The organism is Muriventricola aceti, assembly GCF_025567565.1.
Classification (GTDB): Bacteria; Bacillota; Clostridia; order Oscillospirales; family Oscillospiraceae; genus Lawsonibacter; species Lawsonibacter aceti.
Genome location: NZ_JAOQKF010000001.1, coordinates 317,979 through 344,372, shown reverse-complemented (window position 1 = coordinate 344,372; position 26,394 = coordinate 317,979). Strand labels below are relative to the sequence as shown.

Sequence of the window (26,394 nt, the reverse complement as noted above, 5' to 3'; positions counted from 1 at the left end):
GAATGCAGGCGCTTGTAAGCAAGGAATGCGGCTTCACTGTTCGGTTTTCAGGGTGCAGACAAAAGCGCAAAATGCGCCTTTAGCTCAGTTGGTAGAGCAACTGACTCTTAATCAGTGGGTCCCGGGTTCGAATCCCTGAAGGCGCACCACACGGCCCGTTGGTCAAGCGGTTAAGACGGCGGCCTCTCACGCCGCAAACATGGGTTCGATTCCCGTACGGGTCACCAAGTTTCCTCTACAATTTGATATGGTTTTAGTCACTTCGGTGATTAAAATAGTAGGTGCTGATTAGGGCGAGGGTCCACCCGTTCCCATTCCGAACACGGAAGTTAAGCTCGCTTCTGCCGAAAATACTTGTCTGGAGACGGACCGGGAAGATAGGTAGTGCCTACACAAAGCAGGACAGTTAAATAACTGTCCTGCTTTTTTATTATAGTATTTTGCGGTATCTCAAGTCGGTAAGGACAGTTTCAGGCGAGAGGCTGACCTTAATACCATATCCATCCCAAGTGAAATCGTGTTTTTCATAAAACCGCCGGGCTCTGCTGTTTTCCTGGAGCACATAGAGAAAGCATCCGGGATATCCTTCCCGTTTTAGGCGTGCGAGGATCTCCCTCAGGAGCAGAGAGCCATATCCAGAGTGCCAGTGCGCTGGGTGGACATAGAGAGAAATCAGTTCTCCCCACTGGGCCAGACTGGGTAAGCCTTTGGGCTGAAGCTCCGTCCGCACAGGGCCATATACTCCACAGCACAGGGGATGCTCACCATCGTACAAGATGAGCCCTTGAAGTTTTCCAGTACCGCAGTTATCATGAAAGAAGGGCACCCAGCGGTCATCCAGAATCTCACGGTCCAAGTAGTCTTTGGGAATAAGGCCGTGATAGGCTGCCCTCCAGCCCAATGCGTGAAGGAGAGACATATCTTTGTAATGTGTTTCCGTATGGGCTTCTAAAAAACGCAGTTGCGTCATCGCGGCTCCCCCCTTGTATGGTCTTAATTTGTTAACGAATTGATACATATCCACTGTCTTCCACAATCTGCTGGCCCTGTTCAGAGAGAATCCAATCCAGGAAGGCATTCAGCTTTGGATTACTCTCCCTAGGATCTGGAGCTCCAATTGGAGCGGCAGTGATGGCAAAAAAGGAGTCGGAGATAGGGTAGCTGCCGTCCCGGATAGACTCCTTAGTTGGGAATACTCCATCCAGGGCCAGCAGACGTATTTGATCGTTGGCCGCCATTTCCGAGGCGTAAAAGCGGAAGGAAAAGCCAATAGAGTTTTTATAGTTCCGATAGCTGGCCACCTGCTGGATAATACCGCCCATGCCGCCCACCCGGTCCTCTTTCTCCGGCTCTATCAGGGGAAGACCATCCATCAGGCGGAGGAGGGCTGACTGGCTGCCGCTGTTTTCCAGCCGCTGGAAGGGGCGGATGGGCTGATTCTTCCCGCCTACCTGATTCCAGTTGGTGATCTGGCCGGTGTAAATACCCTGTATCTGCTCAACCGTCAGTCCCTCCACGGGATTCCTGCTGTTGACAAAAAAGACGAAGGCTTCCCGGCCAATGGGGGTCAGGTGGAGCTCTTTTGCGGCCCGCCTGGCCATCTCCAGCTGCTCCTGGGAGGGGGCGGCGGCGAAGATCAGGTCAGTGCGGCCAGTGATGAGCCGCTCGTAGGCGTTCACAGTGCCGCTGCAGGTGACAGAGCCATAGCCTTCCGAGGTATTGTCGTACAGGGGATATTCCCCCTGGGGATAGACCGCTTGCACAAAGCCGGCATAAACCGGATACAGGGCGGTGGCGCCATCCAGGCGCAGAAGGTCCTCCCGGTGAAAGCGCAGGGTGGACTGCTCCTCCAGGCTGACAGCTTTGGTGCCCTCTGAAAAGGGCTCGTACTGCCAGAGAAGCAGGTCACGGTCGTCCACCGTGGGGACGCTGCTCCGCCAAAGGCCGAAGGCGCAGTAAGCGCCGCAGCCGATGGTAACAGCCGCCAGACACAGTGCAACCCCCTTTCTCCACCGCCGGGGAAAGAGAATGGCAAGTACCGCGCCTGCCAGAAGGCTGGGCAGGAGGACCCAGGACGCCCGCTGGACATAGGTGGGAGCCATGAGGGAAATATAGATCAGAAGAATCGCTAAGAGGAATCCGAGAAAAAGGCCGATGAATATAGCTGCGAATACCCGGCAGATCAGTTCCTTCCAGTTGACCTTCATAAGCCGCGTCTCCTTTCTGTTCCAAATCAGATATGGGTTAGATAGGAATCGACATCAAACTCCTCTAGGACACTGTCTTTCCGCAGGTACAGGGGATGGTGGGGATGTCCCTTTTTTGAGCGTTTTCCGGCAGACCACCAAGAGGCGTGATAGTCGCGGCCCAGCTGGACCATATCCCGGACGCAGAGAGGCAGATAGTCCCGTTTTTCAATGATCGTCCCCCAGGCCGCCCATACAGAGGGTGAGCCGGACCGGTCCAGGGACAGGGCGTATGCGAAGGCCCTCATATTTTCATGATGGAGGGTGTGATTGCAGGTTTGCTCCATGTGATCCGGGTCTGTGGCCCGCTGGGCATATACGTTAAACATGAGGAAACTGTCATATCCGTTGTGGAGGGCCACACGCTCTACCGATTTCAGGGTGTTGTCCAGGGCATCCGGAGCTGCAGTGGAGGGATTGACACCTACACAGATCAGGGGGCGATCCCCTCTGGTTCCAAGGATGTATCGGTACTCAGAATAAAAATTGGGCACATAGAGCCAGCGGGAGGAGTCATAGTCGGGATTGGGCTCTTGAGCCTCCTCTAAGGCCTGGTCGAAGGAGATGAGCTCCAGCTGGGTGGTCTGGCAGGCAGGTATATGCATGGGGTATCCTCCTTTTTCTCTCTATTTTTATTATAACAGAGAGGCAAATAGAGGACAAGGGAAGAAAAAGTCTCCCAGTCCCTGCAAATATTTTCCTTGACAACGGGATAAAATGTTGCTATGATAGAAATATAAATAGGAATAATTCTTATTAAAAGTAAGGAGGAACTCATATGAACCGCAAAGCATTCAGCCGCATCAACTATGGCCTGTTTATCGTAGGCGCCGAGTTGGACGGCAAGCCTCAGGGCTGTATCGTCAACTCTCTGCACCAGGTCACATCCTCTATGCCCTTCAAGTTTTCCCTGACAGTAAACAAGAGTAACGAGACCTTCAAAGCCATCGAGGCGAAGGGGAGCTTTGCCGCCACGGTACTGGCCAAGGATACCCCAAAGGATCTGGTCAATCTGTTTGGCTATAAGTCCGGCCGGGTAGTGAACAAGTTCGATGGCTTCGACGTAGAGCGGGATGGGGCAGGAAATCCCTATGTGAAGGATCACGCTCTAGCCCGGTTTAGCTGTAAGGTAGTGGAGAAGCTGGATCTGGGCACCTATATGCTCTATATCGCTGAAACGATGGAGGCCGAGGTGCTGGGCGAGGGGCCTGCCCTGACCGTGGACGACTTCAAGAACGACGGGGGCTCTACTCCGCCCACCGCCACTGTGGTCCGAACCCTGGAGGGCAACGAGGGCTGGAGATGCACCATCTGCGGCTATGTGGCGGAGAAGGAAACTCTGCCCGACGGCTATCAGTGCCCTATCTGCCGGGCCAACAAAGACAAATTTGTAAAACTGTAAAAGGATAAAAAGGAGCTGTCCCAGGCGGACAGCTCCTTTTATTATTCATTTGTGGTTCGATTCAGTAGAAGAATGGCCAGGAAGATGGCCCCCATGCCCAGCAGTTTATAGAAGGTGACTGACTCATGGAACAGGCAGATCCCCAACAGGGCGGCCACAAAGGGCTCTACAGTGGCAAGGATGGCGGCTTTCCCCGCCTCGGTGTACCGGAGCCCCTCAGTGTACAGCAGGTAGGGCAGGATACAGCACAGCACCCCGATGCCCAACCCGCCCAGAATAGCCCGCCAGTCCGCCAGCGCCTCCAGATGGCGGGGAAGACCAGACAGGGGCAGAGAGGCCAGGGCGGCAAAGAGAAAGGTGTAGAAAGTGACCGTAGAGGAGGCGTATTGCCTAAGGGCCAGCTTGCCAAAAATTGAATACAGAGCGTAACCAAATCCGGCTCCTAATCCATATAGTATCGTCAGATAGGACACAGACTGCTGGCCCAGCGGGAGCAGCCCGGTGACCAGGACACAGCCTGCAAAGGTCAACGCCAGGGCGGCCACCTTGTGGGACGTGATTCTCTCTCGAAAAAAGAGGGCGGACAGAAGGGTGACGAAGACGGGGGAGGTATACAGCAGCACCGCCGCCACGGACATGGAGCTGGTGGAGATGGCGGAGAAGTAGCACCAGTTGAAAAAGACCAGGGAGCAGACACCGGAGCCAAAGAAGTAGTACCAGTGCCGGGGCTGGATTTTCAGCGCTTTACGGTCCGTAGCGGCTAGAAAGAGGCCGTAGAGCAGAGCGGCTACCGCACTGCGGAGAGCCACTCCATCCATAGAGGAGAGACCGGCGGCGGTGAGCAGCTTCAAAAAGACGCCGATACAGCCCCAGAGGGCAGCGGCGGCGATAATGTTCCAGACAGCTTTTTTCTCCATGGGACTTGCCTCGATTCCTATCATTGGCTATACTAGGGACATATTACCAGAACTCCGGGGGAAAAGACAAGATGAAATATCCCAATATCCGCGCCGGTACTTTTCTAGCCCGGCCCAACCGCTTTGTTGCGCAGGTAGAGGTGGAGGGGAACCTCCAGGTCTGCCATGTGAAAAATACCGGCCGGTGCCGGGAGCTGCTAGTCCCTGGATGCCGGGTCTATCTGGTGGACAGTCACAATCCGGTCCGTAAGACCCGCTTTGACCTGGTAGCGGTAGAGAAGGAGGGGCCGGCAGGCCCTCTCCTGATCAATATGGACTCCCAGGCGCCCAACAGAGTATTTGGGGAGTGGGCGGCCGCCGGAGGGCTGGGGTTTGTCCCCACACTGCTTCGACCAGAGATGACATATGGGAATTCTAGAATCGATTATTACTGGGAGTTTTTGAATGGGGGAGAAAAGACCTCCGATTCTACCCGTGGGTTTGTGGAGGTGAAGGGGGTCACCTTAGAGGAGGACCGGATCGCCCGGTTCCCGGACGCCCCCACCCTGCGGGGCGTGAAGCATTTGGAGGCGCTGGTGGCGGCCCGACAGGCGGGATATGGGGCTGCCGTCTGCTTTGTGGTCCAGATGGAGGGGATGCGCTGGATGGAGCCCAACGATGCCACTCACCCCGACTTTGGGGAGGCTCTGCGCCGGGCGGCCCGGGCGGGGGTGGAGGTGATAGCGCTGGAATGTGGAGTGACTCCGGATACCCTTCGGATCCTGCGGCCTATTCCGGTAAAGCTGTAAAAAACAGGCTGTGGAGTGTCCTCTCCACAGCTTTTTGTATGCTCATTTGAAACAATGGGGGACGTGAGGTGAGGGAGGATTCAGATTTCCCGCCGACCCTCCAGGGCCCGCATTAAAGTCGCGTCGTCCGCATACTCCAGATGGCTGCCCACAGGGATGCCATAGGCCAGCCGGGTCACCTTTACCTGGAACGGCTTGAGCAGACGGGATAGATACATAGCGGTGGCCTCTCCTTCTGTGTCGGGGTTGGTGGCCATGATGACCTCAGCCACACCGCCGGCGGCTACCCGCTCCACCAGGGAGCGGATATGCAGGTCGTCAGGGCCCACCCGGTTCATAGGAGATATGACCCCGTGGAGCACATGATACACGCCGCCGTACTCCCGGCTGCGCTCCATGGCCACCACGTCCTTGGGATCGGCTACCACGCAAACGGTGGACCGGTCCCGCTTCTGGCTGGCACAGATGGCGCAGGGGCCCTCCCCCTCGGTGAGATTCTGGCATACGGGGCAGCAGTGGATCACCTTTTTGGCCTCCAGGATGGCCTGGGCGAAGGCGGACGCCTCCTCTTCAGGCAGGGACAGGACATGGAAGGCCAGCCGCTGGGCCGACTTTAGACCAATGCCGGGCAGCTTGGCGAAGTGTTCTACCAGATTTTCAAGGGCGGGGGGAAAATACTGCATGACGGAGACCTCCAGGAGAGATAGGGAGCGGGATTAAATTTCTTTTTCAAAGGTGATGACCAGCCGGTAAGCCATAGCGGTTTCCCAGAAGGTAACGGCCTTGACAGTCCAGCCCTCCCGAGCCATTTCGTTCATCTGGGCTTCAGCGTCCTCTGGGGTCTTAGCGGTACGGACAGCGTAGGATTTCATAAAAGGGCTCCTCTCATATCCGCAGGGCGGAGATAGCGGCGGGGATATCCTCCTTGCCGTAGACGGCGGAGCCGGCTACCAGTACGTTGGCGCCCGCCTCCACTACCAGAGGAGCGGTCTTGGGGGCAATGCCGCCGTCCACCTCTAGCTCACAGGTGGGATGATACTTCTCGATGATGGCCCGGACCTGGCGGATGGTCTCCAACTGGGACTCCATAAAGGACTGGCCGCCGAAGCCGGGCTCCACAGTCATGACCAGCACCATATCCAACTCTTCAATATAGGGCAGGATGGCGTTGGCAGAGGTGATGGGCCGCAGGGCCACCGCCTTTTTTACCCCACATTCCCCCATGACCTTCAGGGCCTGGGCGATGTGGGTGGGATGGTCGGCCTCCAGATGGACGGACAACAGGTCGGCTCCGGCCTTGGCGAAGTCCTCGATGTACCGCACCGGCTTGTCGATCATCAGATGGACGTCCAAAAACATGTCTGTGCACTGGCGGATGGACTTTACCACCGGGATGCCGATGGTAAGGTTGGGGACAAAGCAGCCGTCCATCACATCCACATGGAGATAGTCCGCGGACGACACTTTTTTGATGTCCCGCTCCAGATTGACAAAATCGGCGGACAGAATAGAGGGAGCGATCTTTACCATGGTTGATGACCTCACTTTCAAACTTCGACGGAGAGACGGGATAGGAGCGGCTGGCGCGATGGGGCAGTTTGTGGCCCGGGCGCATAGGATACAGGGCGGAGAAGGGAGGCCTATGGCTCTCCCGGGTGCCCCGGGGGAGGCGGATCGCTCCAGGCCGATCCCACGGCCAAAACCGTCCGGTTCAGCCCGCTGGCCCGCCGCTTTTCAGATAGCCGCCCGCCGGAGGCCCGCCTCCGGCGGGCGGCAGAGAAGACTCAGGTATAGAAGTCGCCGGTATCCACCTCAGACACCTGATAGCCGGCCTGCCGCAGAGCATCCAGGATCTGGGCCTTGTGGTCGTGCCCGAAGGCCTCCAGGGTGACACGCAGCTCCACACCGGACTGGCGGTTGATGTTGACGAACTGGTTGTGCTCCAGCTTAATGATATTGCCGTTGTTTTGGGACAGTACACCGGCCACCCGCATCAGCTCGCCGGGGCGGTCGGGAAGCTGGACGGCAAAGGTGAAGATACGGCCCCGGCAGATGAGCCCGTGCTGGACTAGAGAGGCCATGGTGATGACATCCATGTTGCCCCCGGACAGGACGGACACTACATTTTTCTCCTTGCAGTCCAGGTGGCGCAGAGCGGCGACGGTGAGCAGCCCCGCGTTCTCCACCACCATCTTGTGCCGCTCCATCACATCCAAAAAGGCCTCCACCAGCTCGCCGTCGTCGATGGTGAGGATGCGGTCCACATTTTGCTGGATATAGGGGAACACCTTGTCCCCCGGAGTTTTGACGGCCACGCCGTCCGCAATGGTGGTAGCGGAGGGGAGGGTGACGATGTGACCAGCCTCCAGACTGGCCTTCATGGAGGCGGCCCCAGTGGGCTCAACCCCCACGACCTCAACCTGGGGGTTGAGCAGCTTGGCTAGCGTGGCCACGCCGGCGGCCAGCCCTCCGCCGCCGATGGGGACCAGGATCACGTCCACGTCGGGCAGGTCCTGGAAGATCTCATAGGCGATGGTGCCCTGACCAGTGGCCAGTGTCAGATCGTTGAAGGGATGGACATAGGTTAATCCCTGCTCCTCTGCCATCCGGGCGGCCAGCTCGGCTGCGTCGTCAAATACCTCGCCATGGAGGATGACCTGGGCGCCGTAGTCCTTGGTGTTGTTTACCTTTACCAGAGGAGTAGTGGTGGGCATGACGATAGTGGCGGCCACGCCGGCCGCCTGGGCGGCGTAGGCCACGCCCTGAGCATGGTTGCCGGCGGAGGCGGTGACAAGACCACGGGCCTTCTCCTCATCCGTCAGAGTGCTGATCTTAAAATAGGCCCCCCGAAGCTTGTAGGCCCCGGTGACCTGCATATTTTCCGGCTTGAGATAGACGTAGTTGCCGCAGGTTTTGGACAAGTAGGGGGAGTAAATCAGAGGGGTGGGCCGAAGAACACCCTGGAGTGTGCTCCGGGCGTTTTTAAACTGTTCCAGGGTAAGCATAGGAGGTTCTCCTTTTTATCAAATCAATTCTTTAAAATCATACTCAATCTTGGGGGAGAAGTCAATGAGATAGGGCAAAAAAGGAGGGCGATTTTGGGAGAAAGTGCCCTTCGCCTTGACACTGCTCCACTCCCGGTTGTACAATAAGACTATCTATATCCGAGTTTTGCTGCCCCGCCGGGGCGATGGAGGAAATTATGGCCAAGCATATCAAACCCTCGGTACTGCCCATTTATCTGGTGGGCGTGGTCTGGCTGGGCTATGCCCTGCTGTTTCCGCTGAAGTCGGCGGCTTCCTATGGGATCTGCGCGGTCCTCTCTCTGGTCGCCTTTATCGCTGGGAAGGCCGTCTTTCCCGACAAGGCTTTTGAGCTGGCCGGTGAGAAAGAGGACAGGCCCAAGGAGGAGCCTAAAAAGGAGAAGACCACCGGCGACCCGGCTATTGACGCGCTCATCCGGGAGAGGGACAGGGCGCTGTCAGAGATGCGCCGCCTTAACGATGCCATTGTGGACGAAAAGATATCCGCTCAGATCGACCATTTGGAGGATGTCACCGGAAAGATCATCGACCAGGTGGTGTCGCAGCCCAAAAAACTGTCCCAGATCCGCCGATTTATGGACTACTACCTGCCCACGACACTGAAGATCCTGAACGCTTATGATCGGATGGACTCCACCGGCATCGCTGGGGACAATATCAGCACCACCAAAGCCAAGGTGGAGCGCATGATGGACACCATTACCCAGGCCTTTGACAAGCAGCTGGACGCCCTGTTCGGTGAGGAGGCCCTGGACATCTCCACCGATATCACTGTGATGGAGAACCTGCTGGCCCAGGAGGGGCTGGGGGGAATGACTATGGGGGGCTCATCCAAGGAGGACGGTCCCAAGCTGGAGCTGTGAGGAGGAGAATATGAGTGCGGATACCAAGCAGTCCAGGATGAACCGGGCCCTGATTTGGACCTTTCTGTGGGTTTTGTGGCTGGGGGGCGGGCTGCAGAACCGGATGCTGGTCCCCGGCGCCCCCTACTTCTGGCTCAATCTGATCATCACACTGGCTGGGGTGGTTTTCGTCGGGTTTCACTGGTACCGTTATTTCACCTTCAAGGAGGACAAAACGGGCGGCAAATGAAAGGAGAGCAGCATGGCCAATTACCGCGAATTTATAAGCAAGCGCGAATGTCTGGTTAACGCTGTACTCTGGTCTGTGATCCCGGCCTTGCAGATCGGGCTTCTGCTGTTTTTTCCTGATAGACTCAGCGGAAACATGTTCTGGTGGTATGTAGCCCTGCTTCTGCTCCAGAGCTTGAGTTGCGCCTTCCATTGGCGGCGCTGGCTGGCCTATGATAAGAGCCCCAGGAACGATTGAGGTATGACTACTTTCATTTTAGGAGGAACCCAATATGAGTGACGAACTGAACCTGACACCCAAGCTGACCCTGGACCCCAGCGGGGCGGCCGCTGCCCAGCCGCCCGCCGCCCCGGAACTGACCTTGGACCCTGCCCCCGCCCCCGGCACTGCCGCTCAACAGGAGGAGCAGGCGGCCCTCCAGGCTCAACGGGACGCCAACGCCGTCAAGCTGGATGAGTCCATGCTCACCGAGGCGGAGCGGAAGATGGTGGATGAGTTCTCCCAGAAGATCGACGTCACCGATTCCAACCTGGTCCTCCAGTACGGGGCCGCGGCCCAGAAGAACATCGCCGCCTTTTCCGAGAGCGCCCTGAACAATGTAAAGACCAAGGACCTGGGCGAGGTGGGCGAGGCGCTGTCCTCCCTGGTGGTGGAGCTTAAGACCTTTGGCGAGCCGGAGAAAAAGGGCATTGCCGGATTCTTCCAGAAGCGGAAGAATGAGCTGGAGGCCATGAAGGCCAGCTACTCCAAGGCGGAGACCAACGTGAACAAGATCGTCAAGGTGCTGGAGAATCACCAGGTGGTCCTGATGAAGGACATCGCCATGTTTGACCAGATGTATGAGCTGAACACCAAATATTACAAAGAGCTGACCATGTATATCATTGCCGGCAAGAAGCGGCTGGAGTATCTTCGGACCCACGACCTGGCCGATTTGAAGAAAAAGGCGGAGGAGAGCGGCGCCCAGGAGGATGCCCAGGCCTACAACGACCTGGCTAACCTGTGTTCCCGCTTTGAAAAGAAGCTTCATGACCTGGAGCTGACACGGATGATCTCCATACAGATGGGACCCCAGACTAGACTGCTCCAGAACAACGACACGTTGATGCTAGAGAAGATCCAGTCCTCTCTGGTCAATACCATCCCCCTGTGGAAGAGCCAGATGGTGCTGGCTCTGGGCTTGGAACACGGGCGACAGGCCACGGCTGCCCAGACAGCTGTCACCGACATGACCAATCAACTGCTCCAGAAAAACGCCGATCTGCTGAAGATGGGCACCATCGAAACCGCCAAGGAGGCGGAGCGGTCTGTGGTTTCCATCGAAACACTGCAGCATACCAACCAGCAGCTTATCTCTACCTTGGATGAGGTGATGAGGATTCAGACCGAGGGCAGCCAGAAGCGGAAAGAGGCGGAGGCGGAGCTGGGCAGGATCGAAGGGGAGCTAAAGCAGAAGCTTCTTGAGCTAAGGGGCTAAGAGGTCCTGACGGAACAAAGAGCGGAGGCGCCGAAGGATCGCGCAGTTTCTGTGGGGCGGATCTCGAATGCGCCCCTACATAAATGACAAGGGGTTCCTATATGAAATTTTTTCAAAAGACCTGGGTAGCCTGGTTGTGCACAGCCGCGATGATCGGGGCGGCGGTGGTCATCGGCCTGAACAAGGAGAGCGCCGCAGTCCCGGAGCCGGGAGAGGTGGGGCTGGATACCAGCCTGTCCACCGCCCAGTTTGCGGATTATATCTGGGACCAGGCCGGCGTGCTCTCCGATAGCCAGGAGCGGGACATCTGCCTGTATAATGCCAACTGGGTCCAGCGATATGACAGCCTCATCGCGCTGGCGGTGGTGGACGGGGTGTCCGGCGATATTGGCGATTACGCCTATTCCTTGGGGGAGGAAATCGAGCTGGCCAGCAGCGACGGCATCCTGGTCATCGATGTAAAAAATACCAATGGCTATTTGGCCGTGGGGCCGGACTATCCCATGACAGACCAGCAGGTCACCAACTATATGGACCAGTCCCTCTATGAGTATGTGGCGGCGGGAGAGTACGGAGAAGGGGTGCTCAACCTCTTTGCCGATGTCAACCAATTTTATGTGGACAACTACGGCCTGGGCTATCTGGACAACGCCAATCACTATGGCGGCGCCCAGAGGACCGGGGGGCTGGTAATGATGCTGGTCATTCTTCTGGCCATCGCGCTGGTGGCGGCCACCTTGATTGACAGCGCGCGCTATACCGCTTATCGTCAGCGATATTACGGAGTGGTCAATCCGCCCTATGTGTTCCGGCCTATTCTGTTCTGGCACGGCCCCTCTTACGGCTGGTACCGCCGGCGGTGGCATCAGCCGCCCCCTCCTCCTCCGCCAAGGGGACCTAGAGGGCCCGGCGGTGGAGGCTTCAGCGGCTTTTCGGGTCCGGGCGGCGGCTCCAGAGGGAGCGGTTTTTCCAGTGGACCGAGAGGCGGCGGCTTCTCCGGTGGTTCCCGCGGCGGCGGCTTCTCCTCCGGCTCTTTCCGTGGAGGTGGATTCGGTGGCTCCCGGGGCGGAGGATTTTCTGGTGGCCGCGGTGGAGGCTTTGGCGGAGGCCGCGGCGGCGGGTTCGGCCGTCGATAGAAAATAGGGGCGTGTCCGTGGGGGTGGACACGCCCTTTTTGTCGCCCCCTGGGGAACGGCTTGGGACATACCTGGCGTTTGGACTTCATATACATCAGAGGAACAAACGATTCAGGAGAGTGATGGTCCATGAGAAAGTGCTCCGCCGACGTCAACCATATCCGCCTCCATGGCGCGGTAGGGGAGGCCCCAGTCTATTCCCATCTCAACCACGGCGTGGAGTTCTATACCTTCCCACTGGTGGTCCGGCGCCTGTCAGGCGCGGAGGATCAGGTGAACGTGGTAGCTCCGTTGGAGCTGCTGGAGTGCTGCGGACCGCTGGAGCGGGAGAGCGAGCTGACGGTGTTGGGGGAAGTACGGACCTTCAACAACCGAACTGGGGTAGGCAGTAGGCTGGTCATCAGTGCCTTTGCCAGAGAGCTGCGGCAGGAGCCGGGAGAGGATGAAAACCGGCTGGAGCTCTCCGGCACCCTATGTAAGACACCAAGCCTGCGGGCCACCCCCCTGGGGCGGACCATCTGTGATATGATCCTGGCGGTCAACCGCCGGTACGGACGAGCGGACTATCTGCCCTGCATCGCCTGGGGCAGTTTAGCCCACCGGTGCGGAGGCATGGAGGTGGGGGACCAGCTGCGGCTGACTGGACGACTTCAGAGCCGAACCTATACCAAGGTCAGCGGAGACCGCTCCGAGGAGCGGGTGGCCTTCGAGGTGTCCATTATGTCGCTGGCCGCGGCGGAGCCCGCCGGAAAAGAGGAACATACGGGATAAGGGAAGAGGGCCGCTGCCTGTTTGACAGCGGCCCTCTGATTCATGTAATTATCCCAGATAGGCTTTCTTCACAGCCTCATTGCTCAACAACTCCCTGCCGGAGCCGGAGATAGTCAAGCGGCCAGTCTCCAAAACATAGGCGGTATCCGCGATGTGCAGCGCCATGTTGGCGTTCTGCTCGATGAGAAGGATAGTGACGCCCTGCTTGTTGATCTCCTTGATGATCTCAAAGATCCCCTTGACCACCAGAGGAGCCAGACCCAGGGAGGGCTCATCCATCATCATGATCTTAGGCCGGGACATGAGGGCACGGCCTACGGCCAGCATCTGCTGCTCGCCGCCGGACAGAGTGCCCGCCGCCTGCCAGGAACGCTCCTTCAACCGGGGGAACAGGTCATAGACCCACTTGATGTCGTCCTCCAGGTCGTCATGGCGCAGATAGGCGCCGATTTTCAGATTTTCCAGTACCGTCAAATCGGGAAATACATGGCGCCCCTCTGGGACTAAGGTGATGCCTTTGGACACGATCCGGTCGGGAGAGAGGGCGGTGATATCGTCCCCCTGGAGATGGATGCGGCCCGCCGCTGGCTTTACCAGTCCGGCGATAGCCCGAAGGGTGGTGGATTTCCCGGCCCCGTTCGCGCCGATCAGTGTGACGATCTCTCGCTCTGGCACTTGAAAGGTGATTCCCTTCACGGCCTCGATGCCGCCGTAGTTTACCTGCAATTCGTCAATTTTCAGCATCGTCCGCCACCCCCAAATATGCCTCAATTACCCGAGGATTGTTTTGGATCTCCTCCGGTGTGCCCTGGGCGATTAGCTTGCCGAAGTCCAAGACATAGATGCGGTCGGAAATCCGCATGACCAGATCCATGTGATGCTCAATCAGCAATACGGTCAAATCATACCTTGTGTGGATTTGCCGGATAAAGTCTGTCAGTTCGTGGGTCTCCTGAGGATTCATGCCCGCGGCCGGCTCGTCCAGAAGCAGGAGCTTGGGTTCGGTGGCCAAGGCCCGGGCGATCTCTAGCCGCCGTTGTAGTCCATAGGGCAGGGAGCCAGCCACCTCGTCCTGAAGGTGATCCAGATTCTGCTCCTCCAGCAGAGCTATGGCCTCCCGCCGCATCCGTGCCTCCTCCCGCCTGCTCAGACGGAAGGTGGAGGAAAACACGTTGTGCTTGGCCCGCATATGCTTGGCAATCAGCACGTTGTCCAGCACAGAAAGAGAGGAAAACAGCCGGATATTTTGAAATGTCCGGGCCATCCCCATATGGGTGATCTGATCTGGGGTGGGGGCCAGTTTGTGGGTGAACATCCCCTGGTTCTCCCCCTGGTAGGTCTTTTTCATCTTGCCCTGGGGAAAATTCTCCACCATAGGCTGCCCCAGAAAAGAGATCCTTCCGTTGGTGGGCTCGTAGACCCCAGTGATGCAGTTGAAGGCCGTGGTCTTGCCCGCGCCATTGGGGCCGATCAGCGCCACGATTTCTCCCTTGTTTACCTCCAGGGACAGGTCATTGACCGCTACCACGCCTCCAAACTGCATGGTTACGTGCTCTAAATTGAGGATACTCTCACTCATTTCGCCACCCCCTTGGCTTTCTTCCGGCGCTTAAACAGATCTGGCAGTTCCTTGTCTCCCATGATGCCTTTCCGGAAGAAGAGGACCACCACCATAATGATGACGGAGAACACCACCAGCCGGAAGCCGTTGCGGAAGATGCCTGGGGCCTCGATGCCCAGGAAAGCGCCGTTGTCTAAGCCGCGCAGCCACCACTCGGAGGCAGCGATGAATAGGGTGGCCCCAATGACCGAGCCGGAGATGGAGCCGATGCCGCCCAGCACCACCATGAGCAGGATTTCATAGGTCATGGCGGACTTGAAGTTATTGGCTTGGGCGATGCCCAGCACCATGGCCATCCCCGCTCCGGCCACGCCGGCGAAGAAGGAGGAAATACAGAAGGAGAGCATCTTGTGGCGGGCCAGGTTGATGCCCATGGCCTCCGCCGCGATCTCATTTTCCCGGATGGCTTTAAAGGCCCGCCCGTAGGAGGAGTTGATAAGCAGGACGATGATCCCGATACACACTGTGGACATCAGGACAGGGATGAAGGTGGACAGGCTGATGGTCACGCCGCCCGCCTGGATCTTAAAGTCCGCAATCCGTATAAAGCTCTTTAGAGGGTTGGAGCCATTGGTCACCGGCCCCAGCTTTCCCCACTGAAAGACCGCGCGGATGACCTCCGCAAAGCCCAATGTGGCGATGGCCAGGTAATCGCTTTTCAGACGCAGCACCGGCAGACCGATCAGCCAGGCCACCAGGGCGGCCCCCAGGCCGGCCAGCAGGACGGCCACGATTACCCCCAGAACGGTGCCGAAGGGGCCCAGAGCGCCGCTCAACGCCTCCGGGATGGAGAAGCGAACCGCCGCGTCATAGTACTGGTACACCGCGTCCCGGCTGTCAGAGGAGATGGTAAAGATGGCGTAAATATAGGTCCCGATGAGCATAAAGCCTGCGTGTCCCAGGGAAAACAGGCCCGTAAAGCCGGTCAACAGATTTAGGGACACAGCCGCCAGGGCATAGACCGAAGCCTTTTGCAGCACCTTGAGGAGCATTGACATGTAGTCAGTGGGCTGGATCACCTGGTCCAGAACCAGCACTACCGCCAGCATCAATGCCACCAGCGCCAGGGAGATCAGGGTTTGCCTGTTATTTTTTTGCTGTATCATTTAACCCACTCCCTCCCGTTAAACCTTGTCCGTGGCCTTCTCGCCAAACAGGCCTGTCGGCTTGAAGACCAGGATCACGATCAGCAGCACGAAGGTAAAGGCGTCGGAGAAGGTGGACAGCTCCAGAGGGGACTGGATGATGTGAAAGGTGGTCAGAATGGTATCCAGCCCCTTGATCAGAGACTCAAACACGCCGATGATGAATGCGCCGATCACCGCCCCTGGGATAGAGCCGATCCCGCCGAACACTGCGGCTACAAAGGCTTTCAGGCCGGGCATGGCTCCAGAGGTAGGTACCACACCGGGATAGTTGGAGAAATAGAGCATGGACCCGACTGCCGCTAAAAAGGAGCCGATGATAAAGGTGACGGAGATGACATTGTTGATTTTAATCCCCATCAACTGGCTGGTTTCAAAGTCCTTGGCTACCGCCCGCATAGCCATTCCCACCTTGGTGTGGTTGATCAGCTGTACCAGCAGGATGACCAGTATGATGGTCAGCACCGGGGTGATCAGAGTGACCCGCTTGGTGGTAGCCCCGAACAGATCCACCTGGTCGGAGATCCAGGGGATGGTGGGATAGGTTTTATTCAGACCACCGGTGACATATAGGGCCAGGTTCTGCAGCAGATAGCTGACCCCGATGGCGGAGATCATCACGCTCATGCGGGGAGCGGAGCGCAGAGGCTTGTAGGCGATTTTCTCGATGACAAAGCCTAGAGCCACCGTCAGCAGCGCTACCACCGGCACCGCCAGATATAAGGGCAGGGCCGCCGAGAGATAGACCATCATCAGACCCGCCACCATAAACACGTCGCCGTGGGCGAAGTTAATCAGGCGCAGGATACCATACACCATGGTATAGCCGATGGCGATTAATGCGTACTGGCCGCCTACGGAGATGCCAGACAAAATATAGGGCAGTATAACCGTTGTGAATTGTTCCATGGGATTCCTCCCTCTCCGTATCAAAATGATCCCTCAGGCCGCCGAGAAAGAGGCAAGAGATCTCACGACCTTTCCGCAGCGACCCAAAGCCTTGTGAAACCGCGCCCGGCGGGGTTTTACTGTCCCGCCGGGCGCGGTGTACCATCTGAAAGGATAAGTCGAGCGTTGACTTACACGCCCTGCTCGCCCACCAGATCCCAGGCGCCGGTTTCTGTATTGCAGTGCTTCACATAGGCCAGATCCCGCACCGCGTCGCCGTTTTCATCGTCGAAAGCGATGTGTCCGGTGATGCCGTCATAGGTCACATCCCACAGCGCCGTCATCACATCGGCGGGATTGGTGGAGCCAGCGGCCTTCAGGGCCTCCAGAGCTACATAGTAGGCGTCGTAGCCCATGACGGAAACGGCGGCGATCATGTCGTTGCCGTTGTTATTGGTCAGGTTGGTGGAGTCGGAGTTGATCCACTCCTTAAAAGCTGCGTCAAACTCCGCGTTGCCGCCCTCCTGATAGAAGGTGGTGACGTAGAGATCGATATTGCTTTTGCCCTTGGCGGCCTCGGTGATTACGTTGGAATCCCAGGTGTCGCCGGCCAGCATGGGCATCCCCAGGTCCTGGGTAGCGGCCTGATCCAGAATCAGCGCCGCCGCCTCAATGGAAACAGGGGCGAAGAATACATCGGCGCCAGAGTTCTTGGCACTGGTCACATAGGAGCTGTAGTCAGAGGTACCCTCGGGGAAAACCTCATACACACAATTTTCCTCACCAAAGGCCTTCATGAAGTAGTTGCACAGACCCACGGAGTAGTCGTCCCCCTGCTTGGCCAGGCAGTAAGCCTTGGTGGCGGAAAACTGGTCTTTGGCGAAGTTAGCCAGGACTGTGCCCTGGAAGGGATCGATGAAGCAGATGCGGAAGTAGTGGTCGTTGCCAATGGTGATCTGGGGGTTGGTGCAGGTCACGCCGATGGCGGGCACACCCGCGTCCCCAAAGGTGTCGGAAGCGGCGATGGACACACCGGAGCCATAGGAGCCCAGCACCACCGAGCAGCCGGCGGAAACCAGAGTCTGGGCGGCGGAGGGCGCCTTGTCGTTAGCGGACTGGTTATCGGCATAGACCAACTCCACAGTATAGGTCTCGCCGCCGATCTCCACAGTGGGAGTTAGGGAGTGGGCGTACTGCATTCCCAGGATTTCCTGCTTTCCGCCGGCGCCGTTGTCGCCGGACTGGGGCTCAAACACACCGATCTTAACCACCTTGTCACCGGAGCTGGTGTTGGAGGCGGAAGAAGTCCCAGTGTTGGAAGAACCGTTGTTGGAGGAATTGTTGTTTCCGCCACAGCCGGCCAGCATGGTCAGCAGAAGGGCGGCGGACAGGGCGCTGGCAAGGATTCTTTTCATGTTCACTACTCCTTTTCATTCCGGAATCAAGCGTTTTACAGATTGTCTGCCCTGTAAAAACACTTGTACGCAGGATATGATGGCATTATACCTTGTCACACAGAAAAAAGCAATATGGAATGCAGATTATTTTTGAAAAAATTGCAAAAATAGGACGAGCCATTTTCGTTGCTAAGGAAAATAGGAGAAGTATGTTTCGACAGTGGGGCGCATATAGATGAAGGGATCAGACTGATGTGGGAGATGATGATATGAAGGAGAAAAAGTGTAGACCAAAGATATTTTTTGTTCCAAAGAGGTGGGGGATCGGAATGGTCTGCCTCTGTCTAGCGGCGGTAATGTTCTATGTGGTCAATTATCCGGCGGCCGTTGGGACCGCGGCGACTACGCGGCAGTTGCCTATATACTGTGTTCAGAGGGACCAGAAGCTGGTGTCCATCAGCTTTGACGCGGCCTGGGGCAACGAGGATACCCAACAGCTGATTGATATTTTGGAGAAATATAAGGTGAAGGCCACTTTTTTTGTAGTGGGGGAGTGGGTGGATAAATACCCTGAGTCGGTAAAAGCTTTGGCTGATGCTGGACATGAAGTGATGAACCACTCCAATACCCATGCTCACTATCCGCAGTTGTCCGCCGATCAAGTGGTGGCAGATTTGAATGCCTGCAACGATAAAATTGAGGCGGTCACCGGAGTCCGGCCCACCTTGGTACGATTGCCCTATGGGGACTATGATGACAACTCCATCAACGCCGTCCGGTCAATCGGTATGGAGCCTATCCAGTGGGATGTGGACAGCCTGGACTGGAAGGACTTGTCAGCCGCCGATATCACGCAGCGGGTGGTTAGTAAGGTACAGCCGGGCTCCATCGTGCTGTTCCACAACGCGGCCCTTCATACCCCGGAGGCCCTGCCTGGTATCCTGGAAACCCTGATACAGGACGGCTACACCTTTGTCCCGATCTCCCAAATCATTCTGGAGGGGGACTACACCATCGATCACACTGGGCGGCAGTGCCCAGCGTAAAAGAGGCCCGCCCGGTCAAAAGCCGGGCGGGCCTTGTGTTTGCCTTTATGGGCAGAGTTTAGTCTTTCAGCTCGATGAGCAGCTCAATCTCTACGGGGATATTGCCAGGCAGTACGTTGGTTGCGATAGCAGAGCGTGCGGGCCGACCAGCAGGGTCGCCAAATACATCCATCAGGAGCTGGGTAGATCCGTTCATAACGGCGGGCTGCATATGGAAATCCGGGGGGCAGGCCACAAAGCCCAGCTGCTTGACAATCTGTTTAATACGGTTCAGGTCGCCCAGATGATTGTGCAAGACGGACAACAGGTTGATTGTGGCCAGTCTGGCAGCTGCCTGCCCCTCCTCTAAGGTGAGATCAGTGCCCACCTTCCCGCTGTATACGGCACCGCCAGTGGGATCAGTGGGGCCGACACCGGAGGTATAGACCAGGTTAGAGCCAAACAGCTTGATGGGGGAGTAGAGGCCGCCCGGAGGGGGGGCAGGAGGCAGTTCAATGCCCAGTTCCTTTAAACGCTCATAAACATCCATGACAAGATTACTCCTTTCAAAATATGATGAGATCAAGGTCTAAAATCCACACAGATCTGTGTGAACACCTCGGCCGCCTTGGCCAGGTCAGAGATCTCAATGTATTCGTCATTGGTATGGGCCTGCAGGATACTGCCAGGGCCCATAACGATGGCGGGAATACCGATGCGGGTAAATTTGCTGGCGTCGCAGCTGAAATAGCCTCCTTCGATGGTGTGCTCTCCCATGATCGCATCACAGGCGGCTATGGCGGTCCGGACAATGGGGGAGTCCTCCTCTACCTCCATGGCAAAGTCAGTGACAAAAGGTTCTTGGATCTCCACCTCGTACTCGGGGTGGGAGGATAGCAGCGACTCCAGGCAGCCCAATACCTCCTGACGGACGGATTGGTAGGTCTCGCCCGGCAAGACTCGACGGTCAATTTGTATCTCACAGTAATCCGGGACAATATTGATTAGCTTGCCGCCATGAATTAGGGAGATATTAAAGGTGGGAGGCCCCAGCAGGGGATGCTTCTTCTGTTCATAAAGGGGAAACAGCTTTTTCTCCAGCTCACAGATTACATTGGCCATGGCCACGATAGCGTTCCGTCCCTCCCAGGGGCGAGAGCTATGTCCAGCAAGACCCCTGGATACGATCTTGAAGCGGACGTTCCCCTTACAAGCGCGACAGACGTGGACGCTTGTGCCTTCCCCAACCACGGCGGCGTCAAAGGGGATACCATCTTCCAAAAGGCGAAGCACTCCCTTGTAGCTAAACTCTTCCTCTGCGGCGGCAGCAAAGTAGATGTCGGAGTAGGTCTCGATCTTATGCTCCTTGAGCAGACGCATGGCGTACATCATAGCGGCCACGCTGCCCTTGTCGTCCACACTGCCCCGGCCATACAAACGGCCGTTCTGAATCACAGGCTTGAAGGGTTCGATCTCCATCTCGTCCACTGTGACCGTGTCGGTATGCGCTTCAAAGCAGAGGGCGCCCTTGCCGGTACCCTTCAGATGGGCCAGCACATTGAATCGGCCAGGCAGCGCCTCCTGAAGGATATAGGGGATCTGGTACTGGTCAAAATAGCGGCAGATATATTCTACCATATTTTTCTCACCAGTGCCCCCCTTTTCAAACAGGGGATTGACACTTTCGATGCTGACCAGGTCGCAGAGCAGGCGGACCAGCTCATCTTCCTTGGCCAGTCCCTTGATGGTCTGTTCCATGACTGGCGCCTCCCATCAGTCCTTGGAGTCGTTCAGGTAGTCATTGACAGCCGCTTTCACTGCCTCTACATCGCGGTACTTGACAAAGGGGACTTCCTTCTGACCCTGCTCCATCAGCTTCAGATCCCGCATACCGTTGCCGGAGAGAACACACAGAACAGAGTCGGTGGGCTGGATAACGCCCTTAGCTACCAGCTTTTTGGCGCAGGCCACAGAGCAGGCGCTGGCAGGCTCGGCTACCACGGCCTCCTTACTGGCAATCAGGTGCATGGCCTCCAGGATCTCCTCGTCAGTGGCCTCCTCGGCGCATCCGCCGCTCTTGGTCAGAACATCCATGGAAGTGATACCATCGTATACACATACATCGGCGATAGCGAAGGCGACAGTCTGGGGGACACCGGGCCAGATTTCGGGGTTTTTCAGCCCCTTTTGGTATGCGTCAACCAGCGGGGCGCAGCCAGAAGCCTGGGCCCCTACGAAGCGGGGTATTTTGTCGATAAGGCCCAGCTCCAGCATATCCTTACAGCCCTTATAGATTTTGTTCATCAGGGCACCGCCCCCCACAGGGACGACAATCCAGTCGGGCATCTGAAAGTTCAGCTGCTTGCCGATCTCATAGCCCACAGTTTTGTAGCCGTCAGAGGGCAGAGGATTGGTCAGCATGTTGGTGGTCAGGGATTTCCAGCCAAAAAGCGCCTCGCCCTGCTTGGCCATGCTGATACAGTCATCTATTGTATGCTCCATGCGGATCAGATTGGCCCCGTAACCCCGTACCTGCCAGCCACGTTCAGCTACCGCTCCGGGGGGCAGGATGACGAAGCAGGGCATACCGGCCTTGGCAGAGTACGCGGCCATGGCATTTGCGGCGTTGCCAGCCGACCCCAGCGCCACGGCAGGGGTGTTCCTGGCCTTCTCGATGCTCAACGCAACGGTGGCAAACCGGTCCTTATAGGTCCCGGAGGGATTCAATGTCTCATTCTTTAGAAAGAGCTGCTCCACCCCGACGATTGGGCCCAGGTTACTGGCGGTGAGCAGGGGAGTATTGCCCTCGCTCAGGGTGACAGGCGCCTCCACGCCCTCTACAGGTAACAGATCGCGGTAATCCCACACGCCGGAAACACAGCCGCCCCGGATGACCTCTCGATAGTGGCTGGCATTGGCGGCCAGATCGAACTCCGGCTCCAGGAGCCCCCCGCAGCTTTCGCAGACATAGGGCTCAGTGTCCCGCTCAAAGGGTTTGCCGCATACAGAACATACCAAACGATACTTTTTCATAGACAAGATCCTTTCTGTGCCTGGCGGATGACCGCGGAATACAGGTCAACAGCCTTATGCAACTGGTCAATCTCGATATACTCATCCACAATGTGAGCCTGGTCCATAGAGCCAGGGCCGCACAGGAGCGTTTCCGTATAGCCCGCCTTGCAGAAATAGGACATATCACAGCAGCCCTTGAAATAGGTGACCGCCGCCTCCCGGCCAAACGCCTCCTGAAAAGCGTTTTTCAGTACAGTACATACCTGACCGTCAGGCTGGGTGCTGCTGGGAGTGACATTGATGAAGTCGCAGACCTCGTAGGTCACTTGAGTGCCATCGAACAGCCGGTTGAGGATATCCAGAATACTGGCGCGCAGAGTGTCCGCAGTCTCACCGGGGACAGTTCGACAGTCCAGGATGACCTCACTGGTGCCGGGGACAGCGTTCTCTTTCACTCCGGAGTGGAGCATGGTAGCGGTTATGTTTGGAGGTGGGAGAATGCCGCAGTCCAAGGACTGGCGATCCAGGTCAAAGCGCTCGACCTCCAATAGGAAACGGGCCATCTGATTGATGGCGTTGATACCCTCATAGGGCAAGCCGGAGTGGCACTGACGGCCGTTAATAGCCACCTTGAAGCGGGTCACGCCCCGGTGGGCAATACAGGCCTCCAACATGGTAGGCTCGCCGATGATGGCGATTGTCCGGCCGCCAGGAGGCTCATGGGACACATAATACTGGGTGCCCAAACCGTCCACCTCTTCATCCACAACAAAGACAAGCCGAAGTTCGCAGTTACGGGCTTCGCCCGTTTCCACAGCCCGGATGGCACTGGCCATCATAGCGGCAATGCCTCCCTTCATGTCGCAGGAACCCCGGCCATACAAACGACCGTTCTGCTCTGTCAAATGAAAGGGATCGCACACCTGCCAGTCTCCACCAGGGGGAACGACGTCCAAATGGCCGGTAAAGATAATCCGGTTATCAGAGCTTCCATAGACAGCCACGACGTTAGAGCGGTTTTCCGCAATATCCTGGAGCTGGGTACGGAAGCCATAGCCCTCCAGCACCCCCGCAATATACTGGGCCAGGGGCTTCTCATTCCCGTTGACAGTTGGGAAGGCCACCATATCCCGCAGAAATTGCTGCGCTAATTCATGATAATGGTCCATGGTTGATCAAATACTCCTTTTCGGCACACCGGCCCTCCTGAACAAAAAGGAGGGCCGGCAGTAAGCTCATAATTAGCCCATAAGGCTTGGGATCCACATGGTCAGCGGAGGGATAAAGGCCACCGCAACCACAATCAAAACACCTGCGATAAAGAAAGGAATCAAATCTTTGACGACCGATTCAATAGAGCATTTGGCAATGTTGCAGGAGATGAACAGGGTGGTGCCCACAGGAGGAGTAAACAGACCCAGGGCCAATGCACACAGGCAGATAATGGCCATCTGAATGGGATCCATCCCCATACTTTGAGCAATAGGAATATAAATGGGCAGGAAGATATACAGATTTGGGACATTGTCCATGACCATGCCGGCCACGCCCAGCAGCAGCACCATCATAATGAGCAGCAGCCAGTTGGGCAGTCCCAGCCCCAGAAGGGCGTTGGACAGCTTGGTGGGCACCTGCTGGCTGATGAGGATGAACTGCATGATCGAGGCACAGGACACCACCATCATGACCACGGTGGTGCCAATAGCGGCATCCGCCAGCGCCTTGTAGATCTTTTTCAGATTCAGAGTCTTGTAGACGAAGATACCCACAAACAAGGAGTAGATGGCGCAGATGGAGGCGGACTCGGTGACGGTAGCAATACCGGTAACTACGCTGCCTACCATGAAAACAGGAAAAACCATAGCGATCAGGGCATCTTTGGTGGCAGCCCAGATCTCCGATTTACTGGCCCGTGCTTCACGGGGATAATTGTTTTTGATACCCATATAGGCAGTAATGGCGAGAAACGCAAGACCGATGATGATGCCTGGAATAGCGCCGGCCATAAAAAGTTTAGCCACGGACAGGTTGGTAATAGCGGAGATGACGATCATGGTACTACTGGGAGGGATGATGATGCCAACCACAGAGCTGGTGGCGTTGATGGCTGCGGAAAAGGGAGGTGGATAGCCGCGGTCATTCATTTCAGGGATCAGGATGGCGCCTACAGAGGAGGCGTCCGCCACAGAGGAGCCAGAGATGCCAGCCAGGATCATGCTGGTGACCACGGACACACAACCCAGACCGGCGGGCAGGTGGCGGACCAGAACACTGGCAAAGTTGATCAGCTTTTTGGCGATACCAGCCTCGACCATCAGAGTGCCGGCCAACACGAAAAAGGGGACGGCCAAGAAGGAGAAGGATTGTGTCTGGGTAAAGAATTTTTGGGCCGCGACAGATAAGCTAGTGCCGTTGGTCAGAAGGTACCAGATCGATGCGGTTCCCATAGAAAAGGCGATGGGTACGCCAATGCAAATCAGCGCAAAAAACATAAGCGCCATAATAAGGATCAAGGTCATTTCGCAGCACCCTCCTTGTCGATCCTTACAATCTCTATCATCACATACTTAAGCAGATTGAAGGCGAGCATGATGCATACACCTACAAAGCCGATGAACATGGAACCATATGTAAAGGCCTTGCTCAGGTGAGTAAGAGCAAGGTACTCATCCACAAGAGAAAGGGAGAGGTCAAAGGCAGACTTAGCCATGACCGCGGAAAAGAAAAACATGGTGCCGTTAATAAAGATCACGGCGATGTGACGGACGATACCCTTGAATTTATCGAAAAATAAAACCAGGGCGGTGTTCTCCTGGCGCCGGGCGATGACAATCATAGCCATACAGACGATCCAGGGGAAGAAAATCGTGGTCAACTCCACAGAAACTACAATGGGCTTCCCAATTGTGCGGAAAATCACGTTTAGGAACACGTCCAAAGTCAGGGCCGCCATCATTAACGCGGCGATCCCTGTCATAATATTACAGAGAAAGTCAACGGCCTTCTCTATCGCTGATAATACTTTCATAGAACCTCCTCTGTTCACCATGTGTACAGGGGCGCTGGAGCAGCGCCCCTGTACACAAGCACACAAATGCAGGGTTAGTTGCGGTTAGCTTTAGCGGATTGCATTTACAGCCTCAACGATACGAGGATCGCAGGTGGCGAGATAGTCGTCGTAAACACCAGCGGTAGCGGTCTTGAAGCCTTCGACATCGGGGGTGGTGATCTCCAGGAAGCAGCCTTCGTCCTTGACCTTCTGCAGATACTCTTCCTCAGCATTGGCGCAGTAAGCGCGGGCGGCTTCCTGGGCCTTAGCGGCACCGTCCATCAGGATCTGCTGAGTCTCGGCATCATAGGACTCGAACTTATCATTGCTCATTACCAGAGCGATGCCATAAGTGTACATATTCACGATAGCCAGGTAGTCCTGAACCTCTGTGAAGCTGTTCTGATAGATGGCGTCAATAGGGTTGAACTGGCCATCGACGACGCCCTGGCTTAGACCCAGGTACAGCTCAGAAAAGGCCAGCGTGGTGGTGGCACAGCCCAAAGCGTCCATGGTCTTCAGGGAAACCTCTTCGTTGGTACAGCGCATATTGATGCCCTTCATGTCCTCCACGGAATTGATGGGACGGACATTATTGGTGATCTGAACGGTGCCCAAATCGCCCCAGGCTACGATTTTGTAGCCATTGTTCTGGGCGATGTCCTTTAAGGCGTTGCCGAAGTCGCCGTCCAGCAGGGCATGGGCCTCGTCATAGGTGTCCACTAGGAAGGGCAGCCCATAAGCGCCGAAGTTGCCGTCTACGTTAGACATGGCAGTGACGCCGGGAATGGTGAAGTCCATGGAGCCGGTCTTTACCATTTCCACCATCTCCTGCTCGCTGCCCAGGGAGGAGTTGGGGAAGATCTCAACGGTGATACGACCGCCAGAAGCCTCGTTCACATAGTCGGCGAATACATGGGCCATTTCGCCACGGACAGAGTCTTCCACAGTGTTGAAGCCCAACTGGAAGGAGTAAGAGGGAAGTTCTTCCTGCTGGGAACCAGAGGAAGTATTGGTGTTTGTGTTCGCGTTGGTGCTGCCGCTGTCTTTACTGCCACAGCCGGCGAACAGGGAGACCATCATGGTCAGGGAGAGCGCGAGAGCAAGTGCCTTTTTCATAAATCTACCTCCATAAAAAATGTGTGATTTACCACACGGGTCAGAGGTCGGCCAAAGCCCCACGCATAAAAGGATCGTGACAATTTCCCATGGAAAATTGTCACGGCAGATCCCTGCCTTGACCTTATCTGATCACCATTGGTATGTATTTAACAATCCCACGCCGCCGCGGGACTATTAACACAGATACTGGATGGCCAGGGTGACCATTACCATACCGTCGAAAATCAGGATACCATATGAGATTATCTAGAACGGAGAC

Annotated in this window: 29 protein-coding genes, 2 tRNA genes and 1 rRNA gene; 12 read left to right on the top strand and 20 right to left on the bottom strand. The window is 56.6% G+C overall.

Going from position 1 to position 26,394, the window contains the following annotated elements:
• The first annotated feature begins 73 nt into the window (after positions 1 to 73).
• The 3 genes from OCV64_RS01830 (at position 74) to rrf (ending at position 393) form a co-directional block, all read left to right on the top strand.
• Positions 74 to 149: transfer RNA gene (locus OCV64_RS01830), tRNA-Lys, on the top strand.
• 3 nt (positions 150 to 152) lie between these two features.
• Positions 153 to 227, top strand: a tRNA-Glu gene (locus OCV64_RS01825).
• A 50-nt stretch (positions 228 to 277) separates the two neighbouring features.
• Positions 278 to 393 (top strand): 5S ribosomal RNA (gene rrf / locus OCV64_RS01820).
• Positions 394 to 430: 37 nt separating this feature from the next.
• Here the strand turns inward: rrf and OCV64_RS01815 are convergent.
• From OCV64_RS01815 to OCV64_RS01805, 3 genes are read right to left on the bottom strand one after another with little or no spacing between them, the layout of a single operon-like run.
• Entirely contained in the window at positions 431 to 970 is a 540-nt protein-coding gene (locus tag OCV64_RS01815) for a GNAT family N-acetyltransferase (protein ID WP_262669120.1), read from the bottom strand.
• 31 nt (positions 971 to 1,001) lie between these two features.
• Positions 1,002 to 2,207: a substrate-binding domain-containing protein gene (locus tag OCV64_RS01810; protein WP_262669119.1), complete on the bottom strand. Its 1,206-nt coding sequence runs from the start codon at positions 2,205 to 2,207 to the stop codon at positions 1,002 to 1,004.
• Between the two features lie 26 nt (positions 2,208 to 2,233).
• A complete protein-coding gene (locus OCV64_RS01805) occupies positions 2,234 to 2,851 on the bottom strand; it encodes a DUF1643 domain-containing protein (RefSeq protein WP_262669118.1) in 618 nt (205 codons plus the stop codon).
• Positions 2,852 to 3,024: 173 nt separating this feature from the next.
• Here OCV64_RS01805 and OCV64_RS01800 point away from each other — a divergent pair, with 173 nt between their 5' ends.
• The gene (locus OCV64_RS01800) at positions 3,025 to 3,648 is read left to right on the top strand and encodes a flavin reductase (RefSeq protein WP_240288548.1); all 624 of its coding nucleotides are present in this window, start codon (positions 3,025 to 3,027) and stop codon (positions 3,646 to 3,648) included.
• Between the two features lie 41 nt (positions 3,649 to 3,689).
• Here the strand turns inward: OCV64_RS01800 and OCV64_RS01795 are convergent, their stop codons facing one another.
• Positions 3,690 to 4,565, bottom strand: a complete 876-nt coding sequence (locus tag OCV64_RS01795) for a DMT family transporter (RefSeq protein ID WP_186851769.1) — start codon at positions 4,563 to 4,565, stop codon at positions 3,690 to 3,692.
• 71 nt (positions 4,566 to 4,636) lie between these two features.
• Here OCV64_RS01795 and sfsA point away from each other — a divergent pair, with 71 nt between their 5' ends.
• Positions 4,637 to 5,353: a DNA/RNA nuclease SfsA gene (gene sfsA / locus OCV64_RS01790; protein WP_262669117.1), complete on the top strand. Its 717-nt coding sequence runs from the start codon at positions 4,637 to 4,639 to the stop codon at positions 5,351 to 5,353.
• Between the two features lie 80 nt (positions 5,354 to 5,433).
• Here sfsA and recR read toward each other — a convergent pair whose 3' ends face one another.
• From recR to ilvA, 4 genes are all read right to left on the bottom strand, one after another.
• Positions 5,434 to 6,036, bottom strand: coding sequence for a recombination mediator RecR (gene recR, locus OCV64_RS01785; RefSeq protein ID WP_147573054.1), 603 nt, complete (start codon positions 6,034 to 6,036; stop codon positions 5,434 to 5,436).
• Positions 6,037 to 6,069: 33 nt separating this feature from the next.
• On the bottom strand, positions 6,070 to 6,225 hold the full coding sequence (locus OCV64_RS01780) for a hypothetical protein (protein ID WP_240288542.1): 156 nt from the start codon (positions 6,223 to 6,225) through the stop codon (positions 6,070 to 6,072).
• A gap of 13 nt (positions 6,226 to 6,238) precedes the next feature.
• Positions 6,239 to 6,883: a ribulose-phosphate 3-epimerase gene (rpe, locus tag OCV64_RS01775; protein ID WP_262669116.1), complete on the bottom strand. Its 645-nt coding sequence runs from the start codon at positions 6,881 to 6,883 to the stop codon at positions 6,239 to 6,241.
• Positions 6,884 to 7,137: 254 nt separating this feature from the next.
• Positions 7,138 to 8,358: a threonine ammonia-lyase gene (gene ilvA / locus OCV64_RS01770; RefSeq protein WP_147573057.1), complete on the bottom strand. Its 1,221-nt coding sequence runs from the start codon at positions 8,356 to 8,358 to the stop codon at positions 7,138 to 7,140.
• Between the two features lie 197 nt (positions 8,359 to 8,555).
• Here ilvA and OCV64_RS01765 point away from each other — a divergent pair, with 197 nt between their 5' ends.
• From OCV64_RS01765 to OCV64_RS01740, 6 genes are all read left to right on the top strand, one after another.
• On the top strand, positions 8,556 to 9,260 hold the full coding sequence (locus OCV64_RS01765; protein ID WP_262669115.1) for a 5-bromo-4-chloroindolyl phosphate hydrolysis family protein: 705 nt from the start codon (positions 8,556 to 8,558) through the stop codon (positions 9,258 to 9,260).
• Between the two features lie 10 nt (positions 9,261 to 9,270).
• Positions 9,271 to 9,489 carry a hypothetical protein gene (locus OCV64_RS01760; protein ID WP_147573060.1) on the top strand — a complete coding sequence of 73 codons (219 nt, stop codon included), beginning with the start codon at positions 9,271 to 9,273 and terminating at the stop codon, positions 9,487 to 9,489.
• A gap of 12 nt (positions 9,490 to 9,501) precedes the next feature.
• Positions 9,502 to 9,726 carry a hypothetical protein gene (locus tag OCV64_RS01755; protein ID WP_186851774.1) on the top strand — a complete coding sequence of 75 codons (225 nt, stop codon included), beginning with the start codon at positions 9,502 to 9,504 and terminating at the stop codon, positions 9,724 to 9,726.
• Positions 9,727 to 9,760: 34 nt separating this feature from the next.
• On the top strand, positions 9,761 to 10,966 hold the full coding sequence (locus tag OCV64_RS01750; RefSeq protein WP_147573063.1) for a toxic anion resistance protein: 1,206 nt from the start codon (positions 9,761 to 9,763) through the stop codon (positions 10,964 to 10,966).
• Between the two features lie 101 nt (positions 10,967 to 11,067).
• Entirely contained in the window at positions 11,068 to 12,102 is a 1,035-nt protein-coding gene (locus OCV64_RS01745; protein ID WP_262669114.1) for a TPM domain-containing protein, read from the top strand.
• Between the two features lie 129 nt (positions 12,103 to 12,231).
• Positions 12,232 to 12,873: a single-stranded DNA-binding protein gene (locus OCV64_RS01740; protein ID WP_262669113.1), complete on the top strand. Its 642-nt coding sequence runs from the start codon at positions 12,232 to 12,234 to the stop codon at positions 12,871 to 12,873.
• A gap of 48 nt (positions 12,874 to 12,921) precedes the next feature.
• On the opposite strand, the gene OCV64_RS01735 is transcribed toward OCV64_RS01740, so the two are convergent.
• From OCV64_RS01735 to OCV64_RS01715, 5 genes are all read right to left on the bottom strand, one after another.
• A complete protein-coding gene (locus tag OCV64_RS01735) occupies positions 12,922 to 13,617 on the bottom strand; it encodes an ABC transporter ATP-binding protein (RefSeq protein WP_147573069.1) in 696 nt (231 codons plus the stop codon).
• Positions 13,604 to 14,452, bottom strand: a complete 849-nt coding sequence (locus tag OCV64_RS01730) for an ABC transporter ATP-binding protein (RefSeq protein ID WP_147573071.1) — start codon at positions 14,450 to 14,452, stop codon at positions 13,604 to 13,606. The genes OCV64_RS01735 and OCV64_RS01730 overlap by 14 nt, the downstream gene beginning before the upstream one ends.
• A complete protein-coding gene (locus OCV64_RS01725) occupies positions 14,449 to 15,600 on the bottom strand; it encodes a branched-chain amino acid ABC transporter permease (protein WP_262669112.1) in 1,152 nt (383 codons plus the stop codon). The genes OCV64_RS01730 and OCV64_RS01725 overlap by 4 nt, the downstream gene beginning before the upstream one ends.
• A gap of 18 nt (positions 15,601 to 15,618) precedes the next feature.
• Entirely contained in the window at positions 15,619 to 16,548 is a 930-nt protein-coding gene (locus OCV64_RS01720; RefSeq protein ID WP_147573075.1) for a branched-chain amino acid ABC transporter permease, read from the bottom strand.
• 170 nt (positions 16,549 to 16,718) lie between these two features.
• On the bottom strand, positions 16,719 to 17,942 hold the full coding sequence (locus OCV64_RS01715; protein ID WP_147573077.1) for an ABC transporter substrate-binding protein: 1,224 nt from the start codon (positions 17,940 to 17,942) through the stop codon (positions 16,719 to 16,721).
• A gap of 311 nt (positions 17,943 to 18,253) precedes the next feature.
• On the opposite strand from OCV64_RS01715, the gene OCV64_RS01710 reads away from it, so the two are divergent.
• Complete coding sequence (locus tag OCV64_RS01710) at positions 18,254 to 18,970, top strand: polysaccharide deacetylase family protein (RefSeq protein ID WP_186851778.1); 717 nt, start codon at positions 18,254 to 18,256, stop codon at positions 18,968 to 18,970.
• 58 nt (positions 18,971 to 19,028) lie between these two features.
• On the opposite strand, the gene OCV64_RS01705 is transcribed toward OCV64_RS01710, so the two are convergent.
• From OCV64_RS01705 to OCV64_RS01675, 7 genes are all read right to left on the bottom strand, one after another.
• A complete protein-coding gene (locus tag OCV64_RS01705) occupies positions 19,029 to 19,499 on the bottom strand; it encodes a RidA family protein (RefSeq protein ID WP_186851779.1) in 471 nt (156 codons plus the stop codon).
• A 32-nt stretch (positions 19,500 to 19,531) separates the two neighbouring features.
• On the bottom strand, positions 19,532 to 20,707 hold the full coding sequence (locus tag OCV64_RS01700; RefSeq protein ID WP_262669111.1) for a M20 family metallopeptidase: 1,176 nt from the start codon (positions 20,705 to 20,707) through the stop codon (positions 19,532 to 19,534).
• A 15-nt stretch (positions 20,708 to 20,722) separates the two neighbouring features.
• Positions 20,723 to 21,982 carry a threonine synthase gene (gene thrC, locus OCV64_RS01695; protein ID WP_240288528.1) on the bottom strand — a complete coding sequence of 420 codons (1,260 nt, stop codon included), beginning with the start codon at positions 21,980 to 21,982 and terminating at the stop codon, positions 20,723 to 20,725.
• Entirely contained in the window at positions 21,979 to 23,133 is a 1,155-nt protein-coding gene (locus OCV64_RS01690; RefSeq protein ID WP_262669110.1) for a M20 family metallopeptidase, read from the bottom strand. Before OCV64_RS01690 ends, thrC begins: the two co-directional genes overlap by 4 nt.
• Before the next feature lie 72 nt (positions 23,134 to 23,205).
• Positions 23,206 to 24,483, bottom strand: a complete 1,278-nt coding sequence (locus tag OCV64_RS01685; RefSeq protein WP_207721872.1) for a TRAP transporter large permease — start codon at positions 24,481 to 24,483, stop codon at positions 23,206 to 23,208.
• Positions 24,480 to 24,992 carry a TRAP transporter small permease gene (locus tag OCV64_RS01680; RefSeq protein WP_186851783.1) on the bottom strand — a complete coding sequence of 171 codons (513 nt, stop codon included), beginning with the start codon at positions 24,990 to 24,992 and terminating at the stop codon, positions 24,480 to 24,482. The genes OCV64_RS01685 and OCV64_RS01680 overlap by 4 nt, the downstream gene beginning before the upstream one ends.
• 90 nt (positions 24,993 to 25,082) lie before the next feature.
• A complete protein-coding gene (locus OCV64_RS01675) occupies positions 25,083 to 26,132 on the bottom strand; it encodes a TRAP transporter substrate-binding protein (protein WP_186851784.1) in 1,050 nt (349 codons plus the stop codon).
• Between the last annotated feature and the right edge of the window lie 262 nt (positions 26,133 to 26,394).

Bases quoted from the DNA above. Each gene is read 5' to 3' on its own strand.
- OCV64_RS01815 (WP_262669120.1), bottom strand. From the start codon at position 970: ATGACGCAACTGCGTTTTTTAGAAGCCCATACGGAAACACATTACAAA.
- OCV64_RS01810 (WP_262669119.1), bottom strand. From the start codon at position 2,207: ATGAAGGTCAACTGGAAGGAACTGATCTGCCGGGTATTCGCAGCTATA.
- OCV64_RS01805 (WP_262669118.1), bottom strand. From the start codon at position 2,851: ATGCATATACCTGCCTGCCAGACCACCCAGCTGGAGCTCATCTCCTTC.
- OCV64_RS01800 (WP_240288548.1), top strand. From the start codon at position 3,025: ATGAACCGCAAAGCATTCAGCCGCATCAACTATGGCCTGTTTATCGTA.
- OCV64_RS01795 (WP_186851769.1), bottom strand. From the start codon at position 4,565: ATGGAGAAAAAAGCTGTCTGGAACATTATCGCCGCCGCTGCCCTCTGG.
- sfsA (WP_262669117.1), top strand. From the start codon at position 4,637: ATGAAATATCCCAATATCCGCGCCGGTACTTTTCTAGCCCGGCCCAAC.
- recR (WP_147573054.1), bottom strand. From the start codon at position 6,036: ATGCAGTATTTTCCCCCCGCCCTTGAAAATCTGGTAGAACACTTCGCC.
- OCV64_RS01780 (WP_240288542.1), bottom strand. From the start codon at position 6,225: ATGAAATCCTACGCTGTCCGTACCGCTAAGACCCCAGAGGACGCTGAA.
- rpe (WP_262669116.1), bottom strand. From the start codon at position 6,883: ATGGTAAAGATCGCTCCCTCTATTCTGTCCGCCGATTTTGTCAATCTG.
- ilvA (WP_147573057.1), bottom strand. From the start codon at position 8,358: ATGCTTACCCTGGAACAGTTTAAAAACGCCCGGAGCACACTCCAGGGT.
- OCV64_RS01765 (WP_262669115.1), top strand. From the start codon at position 8,556: ATGGCCAAGCATATCAAACCCTCGGTACTGCCCATTTATCTGGTGGGC.
- OCV64_RS01760 (WP_147573060.1), top strand. From the start codon at position 9,271: ATGAGTGCGGATACCAAGCAGTCCAGGATGAACCGGGCCCTGATTTGG.
- OCV64_RS01755 (WP_186851774.1), top strand. From the start codon at position 9,502: ATGGCCAATTACCGCGAATTTATAAGCAAGCGCGAATGTCTGGTTAAC.
- OCV64_RS01750 (WP_147573063.1), top strand. From the start codon at position 9,761: ATGAGTGACGAACTGAACCTGACACCCAAGCTGACCCTGGACCCCAGC.
- OCV64_RS01745 (WP_262669114.1), top strand. From the start codon at position 11,068: ATGAAATTTTTTCAAAAGACCTGGGTAGCCTGGTTGTGCACAGCCGCG.
- OCV64_RS01740 (WP_262669113.1), top strand. From the start codon at position 12,232: ATGAGAAAGTGCTCCGCCGACGTCAACCATATCCGCCTCCATGGCGCG.
- OCV64_RS01735 (WP_147573069.1), bottom strand. From the start codon at position 13,617: ATGCTGAAAATTGACGAATTGCAGGTAAACTACGGCGGCATCGAGGCC.
- OCV64_RS01730 (WP_147573071.1), bottom strand. From the start codon at position 14,452: ATGAGTGAGAGTATCCTCAATTTAGAGCACGTAACCATGCAGTTTGGA.
- OCV64_RS01725 (WP_262669112.1), bottom strand. From the start codon at position 15,600: ATGATACAGCAAAAAAATAACAGGCAAACCCTGATCTCCCTGGCGCTG.
- OCV64_RS01720 (WP_147573075.1), bottom strand. From the start codon at position 16,548: ATGGAACAATTCACAACGGTTATACTGCCCTATATTTTGTCTGGCATC.
- OCV64_RS01715 (WP_147573077.1), bottom strand. From the start codon at position 17,942: ATGAAAAGAATCCTTGCCAGCGCCCTGTCCGCCGCCCTTCTGCTGACC.
- OCV64_RS01710 (WP_186851778.1), top strand. From the start codon at position 18,254: ATGGTCTGCCTCTGTCTAGCGGCGGTAATGTTCTATGTGGTCAATTAT.
- OCV64_RS01705 (WP_186851779.1), bottom strand. From the start codon at position 19,499: ATGGATGTTTATGAGCGTTTAAAGGAACTGGGCATTGAACTGCCTCCT.
- OCV64_RS01700 (WP_262669111.1), bottom strand. From the start codon at position 20,707: ATGGAACAGACCATCAAGGGACTGGCCAAGGAAGATGAGCTGGTCCGC.
- thrC (WP_240288528.1), bottom strand. From the start codon at position 21,982: ATGAAAAAGTATCGTTTGGTATGTTCTGTATGCGGCAAACCCTTTGAG.
- OCV64_RS01690 (WP_262669110.1), bottom strand. From the start codon at position 23,133: ATGGACCATTATCATGAATTAGCGCAGCAATTTCTGCGGGATATGGTG.
- OCV64_RS01685 (WP_207721872.1), bottom strand. From the start codon at position 24,483: ATGACCTTGATCCTTATTATGGCGCTTATGTTTTTTGCGCTGATTTGC.
- OCV64_RS01680 (WP_186851783.1), bottom strand. From the start codon at position 24,992: ATGAAAGTATTATCAGCGATAGAGAAGGCCGTTGACTTTCTCTGTAAT.
- OCV64_RS01675 (WP_186851784.1), bottom strand. From the start codon at position 26,132: ATGAAAAAGGCACTTGCTCTCGCGCTCTCCCTGACCATGATGGTCTCC.